The sequence below is a fragment of the Pseudomonas indica NBRC 103045 genome (assembly GCF_002091635.1).
In the GTDB taxonomy this organism is placed as follows: Bacteria; Pseudomonadota; Gammaproteobacteria; order Pseudomonadales; family Pseudomonadaceae; genus Pseudomonas_M; species Pseudomonas_M indica.
In genome coordinates this window covers 15781-30276 of the sequence record NZ_BDAC01000031.1, presented here as the reverse complement: position 1 = coordinate 30276, position 14496 = coordinate 15781, and the positions used below count along the sequence as shown (strand labels likewise).

The 14496-nt window shown below is 65.4% G+C and carries 14 protein-coding genes; 7 read left to right on the top strand and 7 right to left on the bottom strand.

Annotated features, from left to right (window positions below; translation table 11 throughout):
* Positions 1–268: 268 nt before the first annotated feature.
* Positions 269–1693, bottom strand: a complete 1425-nt coding sequence (gene zwf / locus PIN01S_RS24235) for a glucose-6-phosphate dehydrogenase (RefSeq protein WP_217990199.1) — start codon at positions 1691–1693, stop codon at positions 269–271.
* 221 nt (positions 1694–1914) lie between these two features.
* Here zwf and hexR point away from each other — a divergent pair, with 221 nt between their 5' ends.
* Entirely contained in the window at positions 1915–2781 is an 867-nt protein-coding gene (gene hexR / locus PIN01S_RS24230; RefSeq protein WP_084339480.1) for a transcriptional regulator HexR, read from the top strand.
* A 95-nt stretch (positions 2782–2876) separates the two neighbouring features.
* On the top strand, positions 2877–3101 hold the full coding sequence (locus PIN01S_RS24225; protein WP_084339479.1) for a PA3496 family putative envelope integrity protein: 225 nt from the start codon (positions 2877–2879) through the stop codon (positions 3099–3101).
* Here the strand turns inward: PIN01S_RS24225 and PIN01S_RS24220 are convergent.
* Positions 3043–3990: a LysR family transcriptional regulator gene (locus PIN01S_RS24220; protein WP_169715881.1), complete on the bottom strand. Its 948-nt coding sequence runs from the start codon at positions 3988–3990 to the stop codon at positions 3043–3045. The two genes, PIN01S_RS24225 and PIN01S_RS24220, sit on opposite strands and share 59 nt — an antisense overlap.
* A gap of 240 nt (positions 3991–4230) precedes the next feature.
* On the opposite strand from PIN01S_RS24220, the gene PIN01S_RS24215 reads away from it, so the two are divergent.
* The 4 genes from PIN01S_RS24215 to PIN01S_RS24200 are packed head-to-tail and all read left to right on the top strand — an operon-like array spanning position 4231 to position 8803.
* The gene (locus tag PIN01S_RS24215; RefSeq protein WP_084339477.1) at positions 4231–5646 is read left to right on the top strand and encodes an acetyl-CoA carboxylase biotin carboxylase subunit; all 1416 of its coding nucleotides are present in this window, start codon (positions 4231–4233) and stop codon (positions 5644–5646) included.
* Positions 5647–5689: 43 nt separating this feature from the next.
* Entirely contained in the window at positions 5690–7498 is a 1809-nt protein-coding gene (oadA, locus tag PIN01S_RS24210) for a sodium-extruding oxaloacetate decarboxylase subunit alpha (RefSeq protein WP_084339476.1), read from the top strand.
* A gap of 58 nt (positions 7499–7556) precedes the next feature.
* A complete protein-coding gene (locus PIN01S_RS24205) occupies positions 7557–8498 on the top strand; it encodes a sodium-dependent bicarbonate transport family permease (protein ID WP_084339475.1) in 942 nt (313 codons plus the stop codon).
* A 2-nt stretch (positions 8499–8500) separates the two neighbouring features.
* Positions 8501–8803, top strand: a complete 303-nt coding sequence (locus PIN01S_RS24200) for a P-II family nitrogen regulator (protein ID WP_084339474.1) — start codon at positions 8501–8503, stop codon at positions 8801–8803.
* Positions 8804–9002: 199 nt separating this feature from the next.
* Here the strand turns inward: PIN01S_RS24200 and PIN01S_RS24195 are convergent, their stop codons facing one another.
* The 3 genes from PIN01S_RS24195 to PIN01S_RS24185 are packed head-to-tail and all read right to left on the bottom strand — an operon-like array spanning position 9003 to position 10792.
* A complete protein-coding gene (locus tag PIN01S_RS24195) occupies positions 9003–9680 on the bottom strand; it encodes a GNAT family N-acetyltransferase (protein ID WP_084339473.1) in 678 nt (225 codons plus the stop codon).
* Between the two features lie 11 nt (positions 9681–9691).
* Positions 9692–10138 (bottom strand): GNAT family N-acetyltransferase, encoded by a 447-nt coding sequence (locus PIN01S_RS24190; protein ID WP_084339472.1) that lies wholly within the window; start codon positions 10136–10138, stop codon positions 9692–9694.
* Between the two features lie 24 nt (positions 10139–10162).
* Complete coding sequence (locus tag PIN01S_RS24185) at positions 10163–10792, bottom strand: FMN-binding negative transcriptional regulator (RefSeq protein ID WP_084339471.1); 630 nt, start codon at positions 10790–10792, stop codon at positions 10163–10165.
* A 123-nt stretch (positions 10793–10915) separates the two neighbouring features.
* Between PIN01S_RS24185 and pdxR the strand changes: the two genes are divergently transcribed.
* The gene (gene pdxR / locus PIN01S_RS24180) at positions 10916–12382 is read left to right on the top strand and encodes a MocR-like pyridoxine biosynthesis transcription factor PdxR (RefSeq protein ID WP_084339470.1); all 1467 of its coding nucleotides are present in this window, start codon (positions 10916–10918) and stop codon (positions 12380–12382) included.
* Positions 12383–12394: 12 nt separating this feature from the next.
* Here pdxR and PIN01S_RS24175 read toward each other — a convergent pair whose 3' ends face one another.
* Positions 12395–12790, bottom strand: a complete 396-nt coding sequence (locus PIN01S_RS24175) for a hypothetical protein (RefSeq protein ID WP_084339469.1) — start codon at positions 12788–12790, stop codon at positions 12395–12397.
* 213 nt (positions 12791–13003) lie between these two features.
* Positions 13004–14434: an alanine/glycine:cation symporter family protein gene (locus PIN01S_RS24170; RefSeq protein ID WP_084339468.1), complete on the bottom strand. Its 1431-nt coding sequence runs from the start codon at positions 14432–14434 to the stop codon at positions 13004–13006.
* Between the last annotated feature and the right edge of the window lie 62 nt (positions 14435–14496).

Sequence of the window (14496 nt, the reverse complement as noted above, 5' to 3'; positions counted from 1 at the left end):
CATGGACCGGAAGTGGTCCGGGAGCCGGGGACATAGCGAGGGACGTGCCAGGAAGAGAAAAGACCAAGTAATTCAAAGGGATAGCAGAACGATAAGAGCGCCGAAAAGCCCCGATGCGAAGGCGATCACAAAAAAGTGCGCAAGAAGTTGCGCACCACTGCGCAAGTTTTTGCGCAGTGGGCGGAAGGTCAGGCAGCGCAACGGCTACCAGCGTTCATCCACAAGGTTATCCACAGGATGCTGGCAGAAAGTTGCGCAGCTGACGGCGTCACTCGTGCCAGGCTCTGCCCTGCAATTCCAACAGGCTGTGGGCCAGTTCCGGGCCGGTCGAGCCAGCCGGGTAGGGGCGGGGTTTCTGGTAGTGCCGGTGCCAGCCCTCGATGATCGGATCGACCCAGCGCCAGGCCGCTTCCACCTCGTCACGACGCATGAACAGCGTCGAATCGGCTTCGATCACGTCCAGCAGCAGGCGCTCGTAGGCGTCCCAGCGGCGTTTCTGGCGGAAGGCATGGGCGAGGTCGAGGTCCAGTTCCACCGGGTCTAGGCGCATGCCCTTGCCGGGGACCTTGGCCATCAGTTGCAGGCTGATGCGCTCTTCCGGTTGCAGGCGGATCAGCAGACGGTTGGCCTCGCAGCCGTTGAACAGCAGGTGCGGCACCGGCTTGAACTGGATGACGATCTCCGAGCGCTTGCGATCCAGGCGTTTTCCGGTGCGCAGGAAGAACGGCACGCCGCTCCAGCGCCAGTTGTCGATTTCCACCTGAACGGCGACGAAGGTCTCCGTATCGCTGTCGTTGTCGACGCTTTTCTCGAAATAGTACGCCGGCACGTCATGCCCGCCGACTTTGCCGGCGCTGTACTGGCCACGCACGGTCTTGTCCTTTACGTCGAGCCCGGTGATGGGCTTGAGCGCCTCGAGGATTTTCACCTTCTCGTTGCGCACCGACTCCGCGTCGAAACGCACCGGGGCCTCCATCGCCACCAGGCAGAGCAGTTGCAGCAGATGGTTCTGGATCATGTCGCGCATGGCGCCGGCGCGGTCGTAGTAGCTGCCGCGGTTTTCCACGCCGAGGGTTTCGCAGACGCTGATCTGCACGTGGTCGATGTGTCCGGCGCGCCAGATCGGCTCGAACAGGGCATTGGCGAAGCGCAGCGCCATGAGGTTCTGCACGGTTTCCTTGCCCAGGTAGTGATCGATGCGGAACACGCGGGATTCGTCGAACACCGCGCCGATGGAGGCGTTGATCGCCTGGGCCGATTCCAGCGAGTGGCCGATCGGCTTTTCCAGCACGATGCGCGTGTCGTCACCGGCGAGGCCGGCGGTTTTCAGGTAGGCGGCGATGTCTTCGAACAGGTCGGGCGCGGTGGCCAGGTAGTAGATGCGTCCGCGCTGGCAGCGGCTGCCGAGGTGCTTGGCCAGCCGGCCGTAGTCGGCGCTCTGGCTGGCGTCCATGGCCAGGTAGTCGAGGCGTTCGGCGAAGCCTTGCCAGGTCTGCGGGTCGAAGTCGACGCGTGCCACCTGGGCCCGGCAATGGCGCTCGGCGAGGGCGCGGTAGGCGTCCGCCCCGAGGTTACGCCGGGCCAGGGCGAGGATGCGCATGTCGGCCGGCAGGCGGCCTTCACGGTGCAGGTGGTAGAGCGCCGGCAGCAGTTTGTGCAGGGCCAGATCACCGGTGCCGCCGAATACCAGCATGTCGCAGGGCTTGGTCAATTGCGTTCTCCGAGACACATTACCTGGGCGCGGAAGCGAGCCATGTAGTATAACTACAAGCGCACTACCAGGCCGTTGAAACGCGTTTTCAGCAGCCTGCCATGAGTGCGAGAACCCATTCCAAACTGCTGCGCCCGCCTGGCGCGGACATTTTCGAATGGCGTCTCGTCCCGACCTGACGATCATAACCCGAGTCCTTTCCAGTGAATCTGTTGCAACACATCGCTCAATCGCGCCACCTGCTACGCAAGTCGGAACTCAAGGTGGCCGATCACGTGCTGCTCGACCCGGCTGCGGTGATGCACAGCTCCATGGCCGATCTGGCCCATGACGTCGGCATCAGCGAGCCGACCATCGTCCGTTTCTGCCGCGCCATCGGTTGCAGCGGCTTCCAGGACCTCAAGCTGAAACTGGCGCAGAGCCTGGCGGCCGGCGCCAGCTTCGGCCAGTTCGCCATCCACGAGGACGACTCGGTGGCGGACTTCAGCCTGAAAATCTTCGACACCACCCTGCACACCCTGATGGAAGTCCGTGAGCGCCTCGACCCGGAGGCCCTGCAGAAGGCCATCGCCGCCTGCGCCCAGGCCCAGCGGGTGGAGTTCTATGGCTTCGGCGCGTCCGGCGCGGTGGCGGCGGATGCCCAGCACAAGTTCTTCCGCCTGCTGCTGACGGCGGCGGCCTATTCCGACCCGCACATGCAGGCGATGTCGGCGGTGACGCTCAAGCCCACCGACGTGGCGATCTGCATTTCCCAGTCGGGCCGTTCCAAGGACCTGCTGATCACCGCCAACCTCGTGCGTGAAGCGGGCGCCAACCTGATCACCCTGTGCCCGAGCCAGACGCCGCTGGCCGAGCTGGCCACGGTCAACCTGGCCATCGACGTGCAGGAAGATACCGAAATCTACACCCCGCTGACCTCGCGGATCGCCCACCTGGTGGTGATCGACGTGCTAGCGATGGGCGTGGCCATGGCACGCGGCCCGACCCTGGTCAACCACCTCAAGAGTGTCAAGCGCAGTCTGCGCAGCCTGCGCTTGTCGCCGAAGACGGTGAAGGTCGCCGAGGACTGATCGACGTTCATTGAAGCGTCATCGCTCTGCCGTCAACGCGTAACCACCCCGGAGGAAGCTGCGGCTACCGCACCTCACCTCAAGGGAGACGCGCTATGTCCCGGCATCACGATACGCATCAAGACGACCACGGCCTGGATTCCAAGGCCCGCCGCAAGCTGGCCGACCAGCGCCGCATGCGCTTCCGCCGCGCCATCGAGACCTACGCCGAGCAGCGGCAGTTGCAGCAGGAGCTGTCGGACTATCCGGAGCTGATCGCGGTCAACTACCTGCTGTCGTCGCAGGCAGTGTCCCGGCGAAACGCTCGGCCAGCGCACTGATCTGCGCGCGTTCCTCGCGGATGAACGCGAGGAACGCTTGCGCCACCGGCGTCAGCCGCTTGCCGCGGGCATGCACCGCGCACCAGCTGCGGAACAGCGGCAGCTCTTCCACCGGCAGCTCGCGGAGCAGGCCGGTGGCCAGCTCCAGGCTCACCGCATGGCGTGGCAGCAAGGCCAGGCCGAGGCCGGCGACCACGCATTCCTTCTGCGCATCCAGCGACGTCACTTCAAGTATCTGCGCGAAGTGCGCGCGCTTCTGCTGGAAATATTCCTCGCAGGCCTTGCGGGTGCCCGAGCCGGGCTCGCGAACCAGCAGCGGGTAGGGCTCCAGGTCCTGCAGCGTCAGCTTGGCGGCGCGGTACAGCGGGTGGCCGGGTGGGGCCACGGCGATGATGGGGTTGTTCAGGAAGGGCAGAAATTCCAGCGCCATGTCCTGCGGTACCAGGGACATGATCACCAAGTCGTCGCGGTTGTCGGAGAGGCGTTTGATCACCTGGCTGCGGTTGACCACCGTGAGGTGCAGGCTGACGTCCGGTTGCTGGCGCTTGAAGGCGGCGAACAGGTGCGGCACGAAGTACTTGGCGCTGGATTCCACCGCCAGGTTGAGCTGGCCCTGCAAGGAGCCTTGCAGGTCGGAGAGCTGCATGTCGAGGCTTTCCAGGCGCTGGAAGATGTCCGTGCTGGCGCGTTTCAGTGCTTCCGCCGCTTCCGTGAGATAGAGCTTCTTGCCGACGTATTCGAACAAGGGCTGCCCGACCAGCTCCTCCAACTGACGAATTTGCAGGCTGACCGCCGGTTGGGTCAGCGCCATCTCCTCGGCGGCACGGCTGTAGGACCGACTGTCGCACACCGAGCGGAACACCTGTAGTTGGCGCAATGTCAGGCGCATCAAGGACTTACGCATCTCGAACCGATCTCACCCAAGCAACCGATCGGTCAACTATAAGTCATGGCTAATAAGTAACCCAATAAATATTGATTTGGGTTAATCGCTGTGAACGCCTAGGGTAAATAAGCGACCGCAAGCCATGCTTCGGTCACGCGTCGACCGGCTTCGGAAGCGCTCACCGGTAAATCGTGAAGTCTTTCGCAGTCGTTCGCCTGTTCACTCGGTCGAGGGAAACCTGACGTGATCAAGAAAATCCTGATCGCCAACCGCGGCGAGATTGCCGTCCGCATCGTGCGCGCCTGCGCCGAGATGGGCATCCGCTCGGTGGCCATCTACTCCGAAGCCGACCGCCATGCGCTGCACGTCAAGCGTGCCGACGAGGCGCACAGCATCGGCGACGACCCGCTGGCGGGTTATCTGAACCCGCGCAAGCTGGTCAACCTGGCGGTGGAAACCGGCTGCGATGCGCTGCATCCCGGTTACGGCTTCCTCTCCGAAAACGCCGAGCTGGCGGAAATCTGCGCCCAGCGCGGGATCAAGTTCATCGGGCCGTCGGCCGAGGTGATCCGCCGCATGGGCGACAAAACCGAGGCGCGGCGCAGCATGATCGCCGCCGGCGTGCCGGTGACGCCCGGCACCGAGGGCAACGTGGCCGACCTCGAAGAGGCGCTGCGCGAGGCCGAGCGCATCGGTTACCCGGTGATGCTCAAGGCCACCTCCGGCGGTGGCGGCCGGGGCATCCGCCGCTGCAACTCCCGCGAGGAGCTGGAGCAGGCCTATCCACGGGTGATCTCCGAGGCGACCAAGGCCTTCGGCTCGGCGGAAGTCTTCCTCGAAAAGTGCATCGTCAACCCGAAGCACATCGAAGCCCAGGTGCTGGCCGACAGCTTCGGCAACACCGTGCACCTGTTCGAGCGCGACTGCTCGATCCAGCGGCGCAACCAGAAGCTCATCGAGATCGCCCCCAGCCCACAGCTCACTCCCGAGCAGCGCGCCTATATCGGCGACCTGGCGGTACGCGCGGCCAAGGCGGTCGGCTACGAGAACGCCGGCACTGTGGAATTCCTCCTCGCCGAGGGTGAGGTGTATTTCATGGAAATGAACACCCGGGTCCAGGTGGAGCACACCATCACCGAGGAAATCACCGGGATCGACATCGTCCGCGAGCAGATCCGCATCGCCTCCGGCCTGCCGTTGTCGGTGAAACAGGAAGACATCCAGTACCGTGGCTACGCGTTGCAGTTCCGCATCAACGCCGAAGACCCGCGCAACAACTTCCTGCCCAGCTTCGGCAAGATCACCCGCTACTACGCGCCCGGCGGCCCCGGCGTGCGCACCGACACGGCGATCTACACCGGCTACACCATTCCGCCGTACTACGACTCCATGTGCCTGAAGCTGGTCGTCTGGGCGCTGACCTGGGAAGAGGCCCTGGCGCGTGGCTCGCGGGCGCTGGACGACATGCGCGTGCAGGGCGTGAAAACCACCACCACCTACTACCAGCAAATCCTCTCCAACCCGGACTTCCGCAGCGGCCAGTTCAACACCAGCTTCGTCGACGAACACCCGGAGCTGCTGAATTACTCGATCAAGCGCAGGCCGGGCGAGCTGGCCCTGGCTATCGCCGCCGCCATCGCCGCCCATGCAGGTTTATGAGCGACAGGCGCCTTCGCCGCTTGTAGCTCCCTAGGAGAATACGATGAGTAAGAAGATTTTCGTCACCGATACCATCCTGCGCGATGCCCACCAGTCGCTGATCGCCACCCGCATGCGCCTGGAAGACATGCTGCCGATCTGCGAGAAGCTCGACCGGGTCGGCTACTGGTCGCTGGAAGTCTGGGGCGGCGCCACCTTCGACGCCTGCGTGCGCTTCCTCAAGGAAGACCCGTGGGAGCGTCTGCGCCAACTGCGCGCCGCACTGCCCAACACCCGTCTGCAGATGCTCCTGCGCGGGCAGAACCTGCTGGGCTACCGGCACTACAGCGACGATGTGGTGAAAGCCTTCGTCGCCAAGGCGGCGGTGAACGGCATCGACGTGTTCCGCATCTTCGATGCCATGAACGACGTGCGTAACCTGCGCGTCGCCATCGAGGCGGTGAAGGCGGCCGGCAAGCATGCCCAGGGCACCCTTTGCTACACCACCAGCCCGGTGCACACCATCGACGCCTTCGTCGCCCAGGCCAAGCAGATGGAAGCCATGGGCTGCGATTCCGTCGCGATCAAGGACATGGCCGGCCTGCTCACGCCCTATGCCACCGGTGAGCTGGTCAAGGCGCTGAAGGCCGAGCAGTCGCTGCCGGTGTTCATCCACTCCCACGACACCGCCGGCCTGGCCGCCATGTGCCAGCTCAAGGCGATCGAGAACGGCGCCGACCACATCGACACCGCCATCTCTGCCTTCGCCTGGGGCACCAGCCATCCGGGCACCGAGTCGATGGTCGCCGCGCTCAAGGGCAGCGAGTACGACACCGGCCTCGACCTCGAACTGCTGCAGGAGATCGGCCTGTACTTCTACGCGGTGCGCAAGAAGTACCACCAGTTCGAGAGCGAATTCACCGCCGTGGACACCCGCGTGCAGGTCAATCAGGTGCCGGGCGGCATGATGTCCAACCTGGCCAACCAGTTGAAGGAACAGGGCGCGCTGCACCGCATCAACGAAGTGTTCGAAGAGATTCCCAAGGTGCGCGCCGACCTCGGCTTCCCGCCGCTGGTCACGCCGACCTCGCAGATCGTCGGCACCCAGGCGGTGTTCAACGTGCTCGCCGGCGAGCGCTACAAGACCATCACCAATGAGGTGAAGCTGTACCTCCAGGGTCGCTACGGCAAGGCGCCGGGCAAGGTGAACGAACACTTGCGCTTCCGCGCCATCGGCAGCGAAGAAGTGATCGAGGGTCGCCCGGCCGACCTGCTCAAGCCGGAGATGGCCAAGCTGCGTACCGAGATCGGCGCCCTGGCGAAGAGCGAAGAGGACGTGCTGACCTACGCCATGTTCCCGGACATCGGCCGCAAGTTCCTCGAAGAGCGCGCAGCCGGCACCCTGACCCCGGAAGTGCTGCTGCCGATTCCGGACGGCAGCCAGACGGCGGTTAGCGGCGAAGGCGTGCCCACCGAGTTCGTCATCGACGTGCATGGCGAAAGCTACCGCGTGGACATCACCGGCGTCGGCGTGAAGACCGACGGCAAGCGCCACTTCTACCTGTCCATCGACGGCATGCCGGAAGAAGTGGTGTTCGAGCCGCTGAACGCCTTCGTCGGTGGCGGCGCCGGCGGCAAGCGCAAGCATGCCAGCGCGCCGGGTGACGTCAGCACTAGCATGCCGGGCAACATCGTCGACGTGCTGGTGAAGGAAGGTGATGTGGTCAAGGTGGGCCAGCCGGTGCTGATCACCGAAGCGATGAAGATGGAGACCGAGGTGCAGGCGCCCATCGCCGGTACGGTCAAGGCCGTCCACGTGGCCAAGGGCGACCGGGTGAACCCCGGCGAGGTCCTGATCGAAATAGAAGGTTGATCGAGTAAGTCCCCTGGGAGCCGCAAGGCTCCCTTTTTTTAACCGCTTTGGAGTTGTGATGAGTCTCGATCCTGTCGTGCTGTTCTTCCTCTTCGGTCTGGTCGCCGGGTTGGTGAAAAGCGAGCTGAAACTGCCGCCGGCGCTGTACGAGACGCTCTCCATCGTGCTGCTGCTGGCCATTGGTCTGCATGGTGGGGTGGAGTTGGCGGAGCAAGCCAGCCCAGCGCTGCTCGGCCAATCGCTGCTGGTGCTCGGGCTGGGCATCTGCCTGCCGCTGCTGGCGTTTCCGGCGCTGCGCCTGCTTGGTTTTTCGCGGGTCGATTCGGCCAGCGTGGCCGCCCACTACGGTTCGGTGAGCGCCGGTACCTTCGCCGTGGTGGTCGCCTTCATGGTGGCCAAGGGCATTGCCTTCGAGAGCTACATGCCGCTGTTCGTGGCGATTCTGGAGATTCCGGCGATCCTGGTGGGCATCGTCCTGGCTAAGGGGATTTCCCGCGAGACGCACTGGAAGGAGCTGGGCCGCGAGATTTTCCTCGGCAAGAGCATCATGCTCCTGCTCGGCGGCCTGGCGATCGGCGCGATTGCCGGCAAGGAGTCGATCAAGCCGCTGGAGCCGCTCTACACCAGCATGTTCAAGCCGGTGCTGGCGTTTTTCCTGCTGGAGATGGGGTTGATCGCCTCCGGGCAGCTCAGCGCACTGAAACGCTTCGGCGCCAAGCTGGCGCTGTTCGCCCTGTGCATGCCGCTGGTCGGTGCCCTGGTGGGGGCTTTGCTGGCTCGGGCCATGGGCCTGTCGCTGGGTGGCACGGCGATGCTCGCCACGCTGGCGGCCAGCGCCTCCTATATCGCGGTGCCGGCGGCGATGCGCCTGGCGGTGCCGGAGGCCAATCCGTCGCTGTCGCTCACGGCCTCCTTGGGAATCACCTTCCCCTTCAATATCCTGGTGGGCATTCCGCTGTACCTGGCCCTGGCCGAAACCCTGATCGCATGGGGACTCTGAAGATGCCTGCCCATACTCGTACGCTGCTCACCGTGATCTGCGAAGCGGCACTGGAAAAGAAACTGGAAGCCGACCTGGACCAGCTCGGCGCCCCCGGCTGGACCCTGTCGGACGCCCGCGGACGCGGCAGCCGGGGCGTGCGCAGCGCCGGCTGGGACACCGAGGGCAACATCCGCCTGGAGGTCATCTGCGCCCGCGAAGTGGCCGAGCGTATTGCCCACCACTTGCAGGAGCACTATTACGCCAACTACGCCATGGTCTGCTATCTGGCGGAGGTGGAGGTGCTGCGGCCGGAGAAGTTCTAGGGTCTGTCCCGGATTACGCTGCGTTTATCCAGGCTACGGGACCTATGTAGGAGCGAATTTATTCGCCCGGCGATGGTGGGTCAGGCGAATGAATTGAATTCGCCCTACAGTTGGGCTCTCGTCTTTGTAGGAGCGAGCTCTGCTCGCGAATGGCGACACAAAAGCTTCGCCAGCAGAGCTGGCTCCTACCAAGTACGGCTCAGCCGCGTAGCGCCTCCAGGCGTTGCCGTTGGCGCCCCTCGGTATCGAAATTCTCCTCCGCCAGCCATCGCTGGAACGCTTCGCGCAGCGCCGGCCATTCGTGGTCGACCATGGCGAACCAGGCGGTGTCGCGGTTTCGACCCTTGACCACCCGGTGCTGGCGAAAAATCCCCTCGAACTGGAAGCCGAAGCGCTCGGCGGCGCGCATGGAGCGCTGGTTGGCGGCGTTGCACTTCCACTCCAGGCGGCGATTGCCCAAGGCGAAGGCTTCCTCGGCGAGGAGGAAGACCGCCTCGGTCGCCCGCGGGCTGCGCTGCATGCGGGCGCCGAAGGCGACGTGGCCGATCTCGATGCTGCCGTGTTCCGGCACGATGGACAGGAAGCTGAGCAGCCCCTGGACCTGTCCGCTGCGCCGATCCACCACGCTGTAGAACAGCGGATCGCGCGTCTCGGCATTGCCCGCCAGCCACGTATCGAAATCCGCGCGCTGGTCGAACGGACCGTAAGGTAGGTAATCCCACAGCGCCGGGTCGGATTCGGGGCCTTGCAGCGCTTGCCAGAGATCGTCGCCGTGCCGTTTCGGATCGAGCGGCTCCAGGCGGATATAGCGGCCTTGCAACGTACGTGGCGAGGGCAGGACGGCGGCGTGCCAGTCGAGCAGATCATCCTGATGCATGGGGTTCTCCTTCAGAACAGGTGGCGATACTGCACGAAACCCGAGCGATCGGCGATCCGCTCGTACAGCTTCATGGCCTCGGTGTTGGTCTCGTGGGTCAGCCAGTGGACGCGCGAGCAGCCGGCGGCTTGGGCCGTTGCGTAGACGTGCTCGATCAGCCGGCGGCCGATGCCCTCGCCGCGCAGGCCCTCGGCGACGAACAGGTCCTGCAAATAGCAGTAGTTGCCGACGGTCCAGCAGGAGCGGTGGTAGATGAAGTGCACCAGGCCCACGGCGCGGCCGTCGAGCCAGGCCAGTGCCGCGTGCATGGGCTCCGCCGGGTCGAGAAAGCGTTGCCAGGTGACGGCGCTGGTCTCGGCCGGGATGTCGGCTTGGTAGAAGCGCTGGTAGCCCTGCCAGAGCGGCAGCCAGGCGTCGTGGTCGGCAGCACTGATGGGACGGATTTCGAGGTGTGGCATGGGTGACTCCTGTCGTAAGTAGGACTACAGCGTTGTCATCCGTTGGGCGAGCGCACGTTCGTTCGCTTCCGGGCTGACGGATAAAGCATCGCGAACACCGGCGAAATCCTCCGCGTTGCGGTTCTGGCTGAGCTTCCACTTGCCTTCCAGGCGGCGGATCGGCAGGGAGAAGCCGACGATGGCGCGCAGCATGCCGTCGATGTAGCCGGGCGGCGCGTCGTCCACCGACCACGGATGAGCGCGGCCTTGCTCGTGGCGCTCGCTCAGCCGGCTGACCAGCGCACGCAAGCGCTGCGGGTCGTCGTAGATCTCGGCCTGGCCGTAGGCATGCACGGCGATGTAGTTCCAGGTCGGCACCGCCTTGCCGTGCTCCGCCTTGCTCGGGTAGTAGCCGGGGCTCACATAGGCATCGGGGCCGGAGAAGATCACCAGGGCTTCGGCACCGTCGGCGAGCTGGCGCCACTGCGGGTTGGCGCGGGCGAAGTGGCCATGCAGGGTGCCGAACTCGCCGGCCTGCGGGTCGAGCAGCAGCGGCAAGTGGCTGGCTTCGGGCCCCTGTGCGCCTAGGGTGACCAGGATCGCCAGCGGGCTGGCATCGATCTGTGCGTGCAGGTGGGGCAGGTCTTCGACGCGGAAGGCCGATGGCAGGTACATGGTGGGCTCCAGGCGAATCGTTGAAGCCTGATCCTAGGGAGCGGATTGGTCCGTTTAAAGAGCCATTCATGGCTATTTTCAGCAGTCCAATTTAGGCTGCTGGTTTTCCAGCGGATCGTCGCCATGAACCCCACGACCTTGCCCTTCGACCCCGCCGGCATCCGTCTCGACTCGAGCCGGGGGTTGGCCCGGCAGCTTTACCAGGCCTTGCGCGAGCGCATCCTCGACGGGCGCATGGCCAGCCGCATGCGCCTGCCGGCCAGCCGCGACTTGGCGCGGGCGTTGGGAGTGTCGCGCAATACGGTGGTGCGTGCTTATGACCAGTTATATGCCGAGGGCTTCATCGAAGGCCGCACCGGCGATGGCACTTATGTAGCCGGGCTCGGTGACGCTCCGGTGCCCTCCGGCGCGGTGGCGAGCCCCTCGGCCGAGCCGGCGTCGAACCGGCAGGCCCAGTTGCAGGCGCATCGCCTGGACAGCCGTCGCGAAGGCGCGCCCAGGGCGTTCCGGGTCGGGGTTCCGGCCTTCGACCTGTTCCCCTTCGAAGTCTGGGCCCGCTTGCAGGCGCGCTTCTGGCGCAACCCGCCGCTGGAGCGCCTGGGCTATGGCGAGGCGGCGGGCGATCCGCAACTGCGCGAATTGATCGCCGCCTACCTGCGCAGTGCGCGTGGGCTGCATTGCGAGCCGTCGCAAGTGATCGTCACCAGCGGCGCTCAGCAGGCGATCAGTCTGTGCGCCCGGTTGTTGCTGGAGCCGGGCGACAGCGTGGCGGTGGAGAATCCCGGCTACCGCGCCGCCGGCCATGCCTTGGCGATAGCCGGGGCGCGGTTGCAGGGCGTGGCGGTGGATCATGACGGGCTGGACACCGGGCAACTGGCGGGGCTGGCCGACTGCCGGCTGGTCTACGTCACCCCCTCGCACCAGTACCCCAGCGGCGTGACCCTCTCCCTGGCACGCCGGCTGGAGCTGCTGGACTGGGCCGAGCGCGAGCGGGGCTGGATTCTCGAGGACGATTACGACGGCGAGTACCGCTACAGCGGCACGCCCCTGGCGCCCCTGGCCGCGCTCGACCGGACGGGGCGCGTGCTCTACATCGGCACCTTCTCCAAGATTGCCTTTCCCGGCCTGCGCCTCGGTTATCTGGTGGTGCCGCCGGCGCTGGCCCAAGCCGTCGCGCAACTGCGCGCGCTGGATATGCGTCACTCGGAAATCGGCACCCAGGCGGTCATGGCGGCGTTCATCGCCGAGGGCCATTTCCAGCGCCACATCCGGCGCATGCGCCGCGCCGCCCGTTCGCGGAGGGACGCGCTGCTGGCGGGTTGGCCGGCCGGGATAGCGGGCTGCCAGCCGCTGCCGACGGTGGAAGCCGGGCTGCACCTGAGCGTGCGGGTCGAGAGCCGGGCGCGGGAGCGCGAGTTGATCGAGCGCGCCGCCGCGGTCGGCGTGGAGATCAACGCGCTCAGCGATTACTGGCTGCCGGACCCCGCCGCCGACCCGGACACCCGGGCCGGTCTGGTGCTGGGGTTCGCCGGTGTCGACGAGCGTCGCATCGGCGAGGCGCTGCGGGCCCTGGGAGGCGCCTGGCAGTAGAGCGGAGGCGGCTCAGCGCGACAGCCGATGGTCCCGGCGCAGGTCGATCAGGTCCTGGTGGGTGCAGGTCTGCGGCTGCTCGGCGGTCAGGTCGTAGCAGCGTTGGCCGAAGCCCATCGGCCAGTAAATGATGGCGAAGGGCGGCCAGAAGATGGAGGCCACGCGGAAACGTGCACGCAGCTTGCCCTGACGGATCAAGGTGCCGTTCTCATCGCTGAGCTTGTAGGGAATGCCGCCGGCGGCGGTCCAGTAGAAGGGTTTGGTCTTCACCAGACCCTGGGAATACTGCTGCGGGCGCTCGTAGACCGAGACCTTCGCCTGTTCCGGCAGCTTGAAATAGGCCTTGGTGGAGCAGCCGCTGGCAACGATAGCCAGCGCGACGACGCTCGCCAGTTTCTTGATCTTCATGGGTTCTGTCCTTGTATGGCATGGGAGCGGAGGCCGCACGGATCGCGCGGGGTCGCGACTATACAAGAGACGAGCGCAATGATGGCAAAATGCCGTTCACAAAAGCGGCGCCGACCGCCAGGAAACAAAAAAGGCATGGAAGGCGATCCGCCCTCCATGCCTTGATTGCGGCTGAATCGTCGAGGTGCGATTCAGCCTTTCACTACCCACCGATCAACGCTGGTGCACGGCGGCCGCGGTGACGTGCGGCTCCGGGCGCGGCTCCGGCCAGGCAGCCGGGTCGAGTTCCAGGTCGGCGTACTGGCGACGGTCGAACACCGGGCGCTCGACGCCGGCCTTCACCTGGGCGTCGTAGTCGTGCATCAGGCGCAGGCCGGTCTTGAACAGCAGCGCCACGGCCACCAGGTTGACCAGGGCCAGCAGACCCATGGTCACGTCGGCGAAGGCGAACACGGTGCCCAGGTCCTGCAGCGAACCCCACATCACCAGGGCGATGACCAGGGCGCGGTAGCCGATCACCACCGGACGCTTCTCGCTGAAGAAGCTCAGCGCGTTCTCGCCCAGGTAGTAGTTGTAGATCAGCGTGGTGAAGACGAAGAGCAGCAGTGCCAGGCTGACGAAAATCCGGCCCCACTCGCCGACCACCGCCGCCAGGGCGTTCTGGGTCAGCAGCACGCCGGCGATCTCGGTGCCCGGCTGGTACACGCCGGAGAGCAGGATGATCAGCGCGGTGCTGGTGCAGATCAGCAGGGTGTCGATGAACACGGAGAGGGACTGCACGATGCCTTGCGCGGCCGGGTGCTTCACCTCGGCGATGGCGGCCACGTTCGGTGCGCTGCCCAGGCCCGCTTCGTTGGAGAACAGGCCGCGCTTGACGCCCATCAGGATCGCCGCGCCGATGCCGCCGGCGAAGGCCGGCTCCAGGCCGAAGGCGCTCTTCACGATCAGCGCTAGGGTCTGCGGAACCTGGTCGATGTTGCCGCCGATGACGAACAGCGCCATGGCGATGTAGGAGAACGCCATCACCGGCACCAGCACGTCCGCCATGCTGACGATGCGCTTCACGCCGCCGAAGATGATCACGCCGATCACCACCGCCAGGAGGATGCCGCACAGGTAGGTCGGCAGGCCGAAGGTGTCATGCAGCGAGCTGGCCACGGTGTAGGACTGCAGGGCATTGAAGCCGAAGCCGAAGGTCACCAGCAGCAGGATCGAGAACACGATCGCCAGCCAGCGCTGGCCGAGGCCGTGGAGGATGTAGAAGGCCGGGCCGCCGCGGTAGGTGCCGTCTTCCTCGCGGCGCTTGTAGAGCTGCGCCAGCGAGCACTCGAAGTAACTGGTGGCCATGCCGAGCAGGGCGACCAGCCACATCCAGAACACCGCACCCGGCCCGCCGAGGGTAATGGCCACGGCCACCCCGGCGATGTTGCCGGCGCCGACGCGGCCGGCCACGGAGAGCATCAGGGCCTGGAACGAGCTGAGCTGGCCCGGCTGGCGCTGGAAGGCTTCGGCGAAGATGCGGAACATGGTGCCGAAGTAACGGAACTGCACGAACCGGGAACGTACCGTGAAGTACAGGCCCAGGCCCACCAGCATGACGATCAGGACTTTGCTCCAGAGGAGGTCGTTGATCAGGTCCAACATGAGAATTTCTCCCGTTTTGTTCTTTTAGTGAGAAAAGCACCGGCACCGCGGCTGTCGAGCCG

What these genes read in the sequence shown, in the direction of transcription:
- PIN01S_RS24220 (WP_169715881.1), bottom strand. Translation starts at nt 3,990, where the DNA reads ATGCGCCTGACATTGCGCCAACTACAGGTGTTCCGCTCGGTGTGCGAC.
- PIN01S_RS24170 (WP_084339468.1), bottom strand. Translation starts at nt 14,434, where the DNA reads ATGTTGGACCTGATCAACGACCTCCTCTGGAGCAAAGTCCTGATCGTC.
- zwf (WP_217990199.1), bottom strand. Translation starts at nt 1,693, where the DNA reads ATGCTGGTATTCGGCGGCACCGGTGATCTGGCCCTGCACAAACTGCTG.
- PIN01S_RS24225 (WP_084339479.1), top strand. Translation starts at nt 2,877, where the DNA reads ATGTCCCGGCATCACGATACGCATCAAGACGACCACGGCCTGGATTCC.
- PIN01S_RS24190 (WP_084339472.1), bottom strand. Translation starts at nt 10,138, where the DNA reads ATGCCACACCTCGAAATCCGTCCCATCAGTGCTGCCGACCACGACGCC.
- PIN01S_RS24185 (WP_084339471.1), bottom strand. Translation starts at nt 10,792, where the DNA reads ATGTACCTGCCATCGGCCTTCCGCGTCGAAGACCTGCCCCACCTGCAC.
- PIN01S_RS24195 (WP_084339473.1), bottom strand. Translation starts at nt 9,680, where the DNA reads ATGCATCAGGATGATCTGCTCGACTGGCACGCCGCCGTCCTGCCCTCG.
- pdxR (WP_084339470.1), top strand. Translation starts at nt 10,916, where the DNA reads ATGAACCCCACGACCTTGCCCTTCGACCCCGCCGGCATCCGTCTCGAC.
- oadA (WP_084339476.1), top strand. Translation starts at nt 5,690, where the DNA reads ATGAGTAAGAAGATTTTCGTCACCGATACCATCCTGCGCGATGCCCAC.
- PIN01S_RS24200 (WP_084339474.1), top strand. Translation starts at nt 8,501, where the DNA reads ATGCCTGCCCATACTCGTACGCTGCTCACCGTGATCTGCGAAGCGGCA.
- PIN01S_RS24175 (WP_084339469.1), bottom strand. Translation starts at nt 12,790, where the DNA reads ATGAAGATCAAGAAACTGGCGAGCGTCGTCGCGCTGGCTATCGTTGCC.
- PIN01S_RS24205 (WP_084339475.1), top strand. Translation starts at nt 7,557, where the DNA reads ATGAGTCTCGATCCTGTCGTGCTGTTCTTCCTCTTCGGTCTGGTCGCC.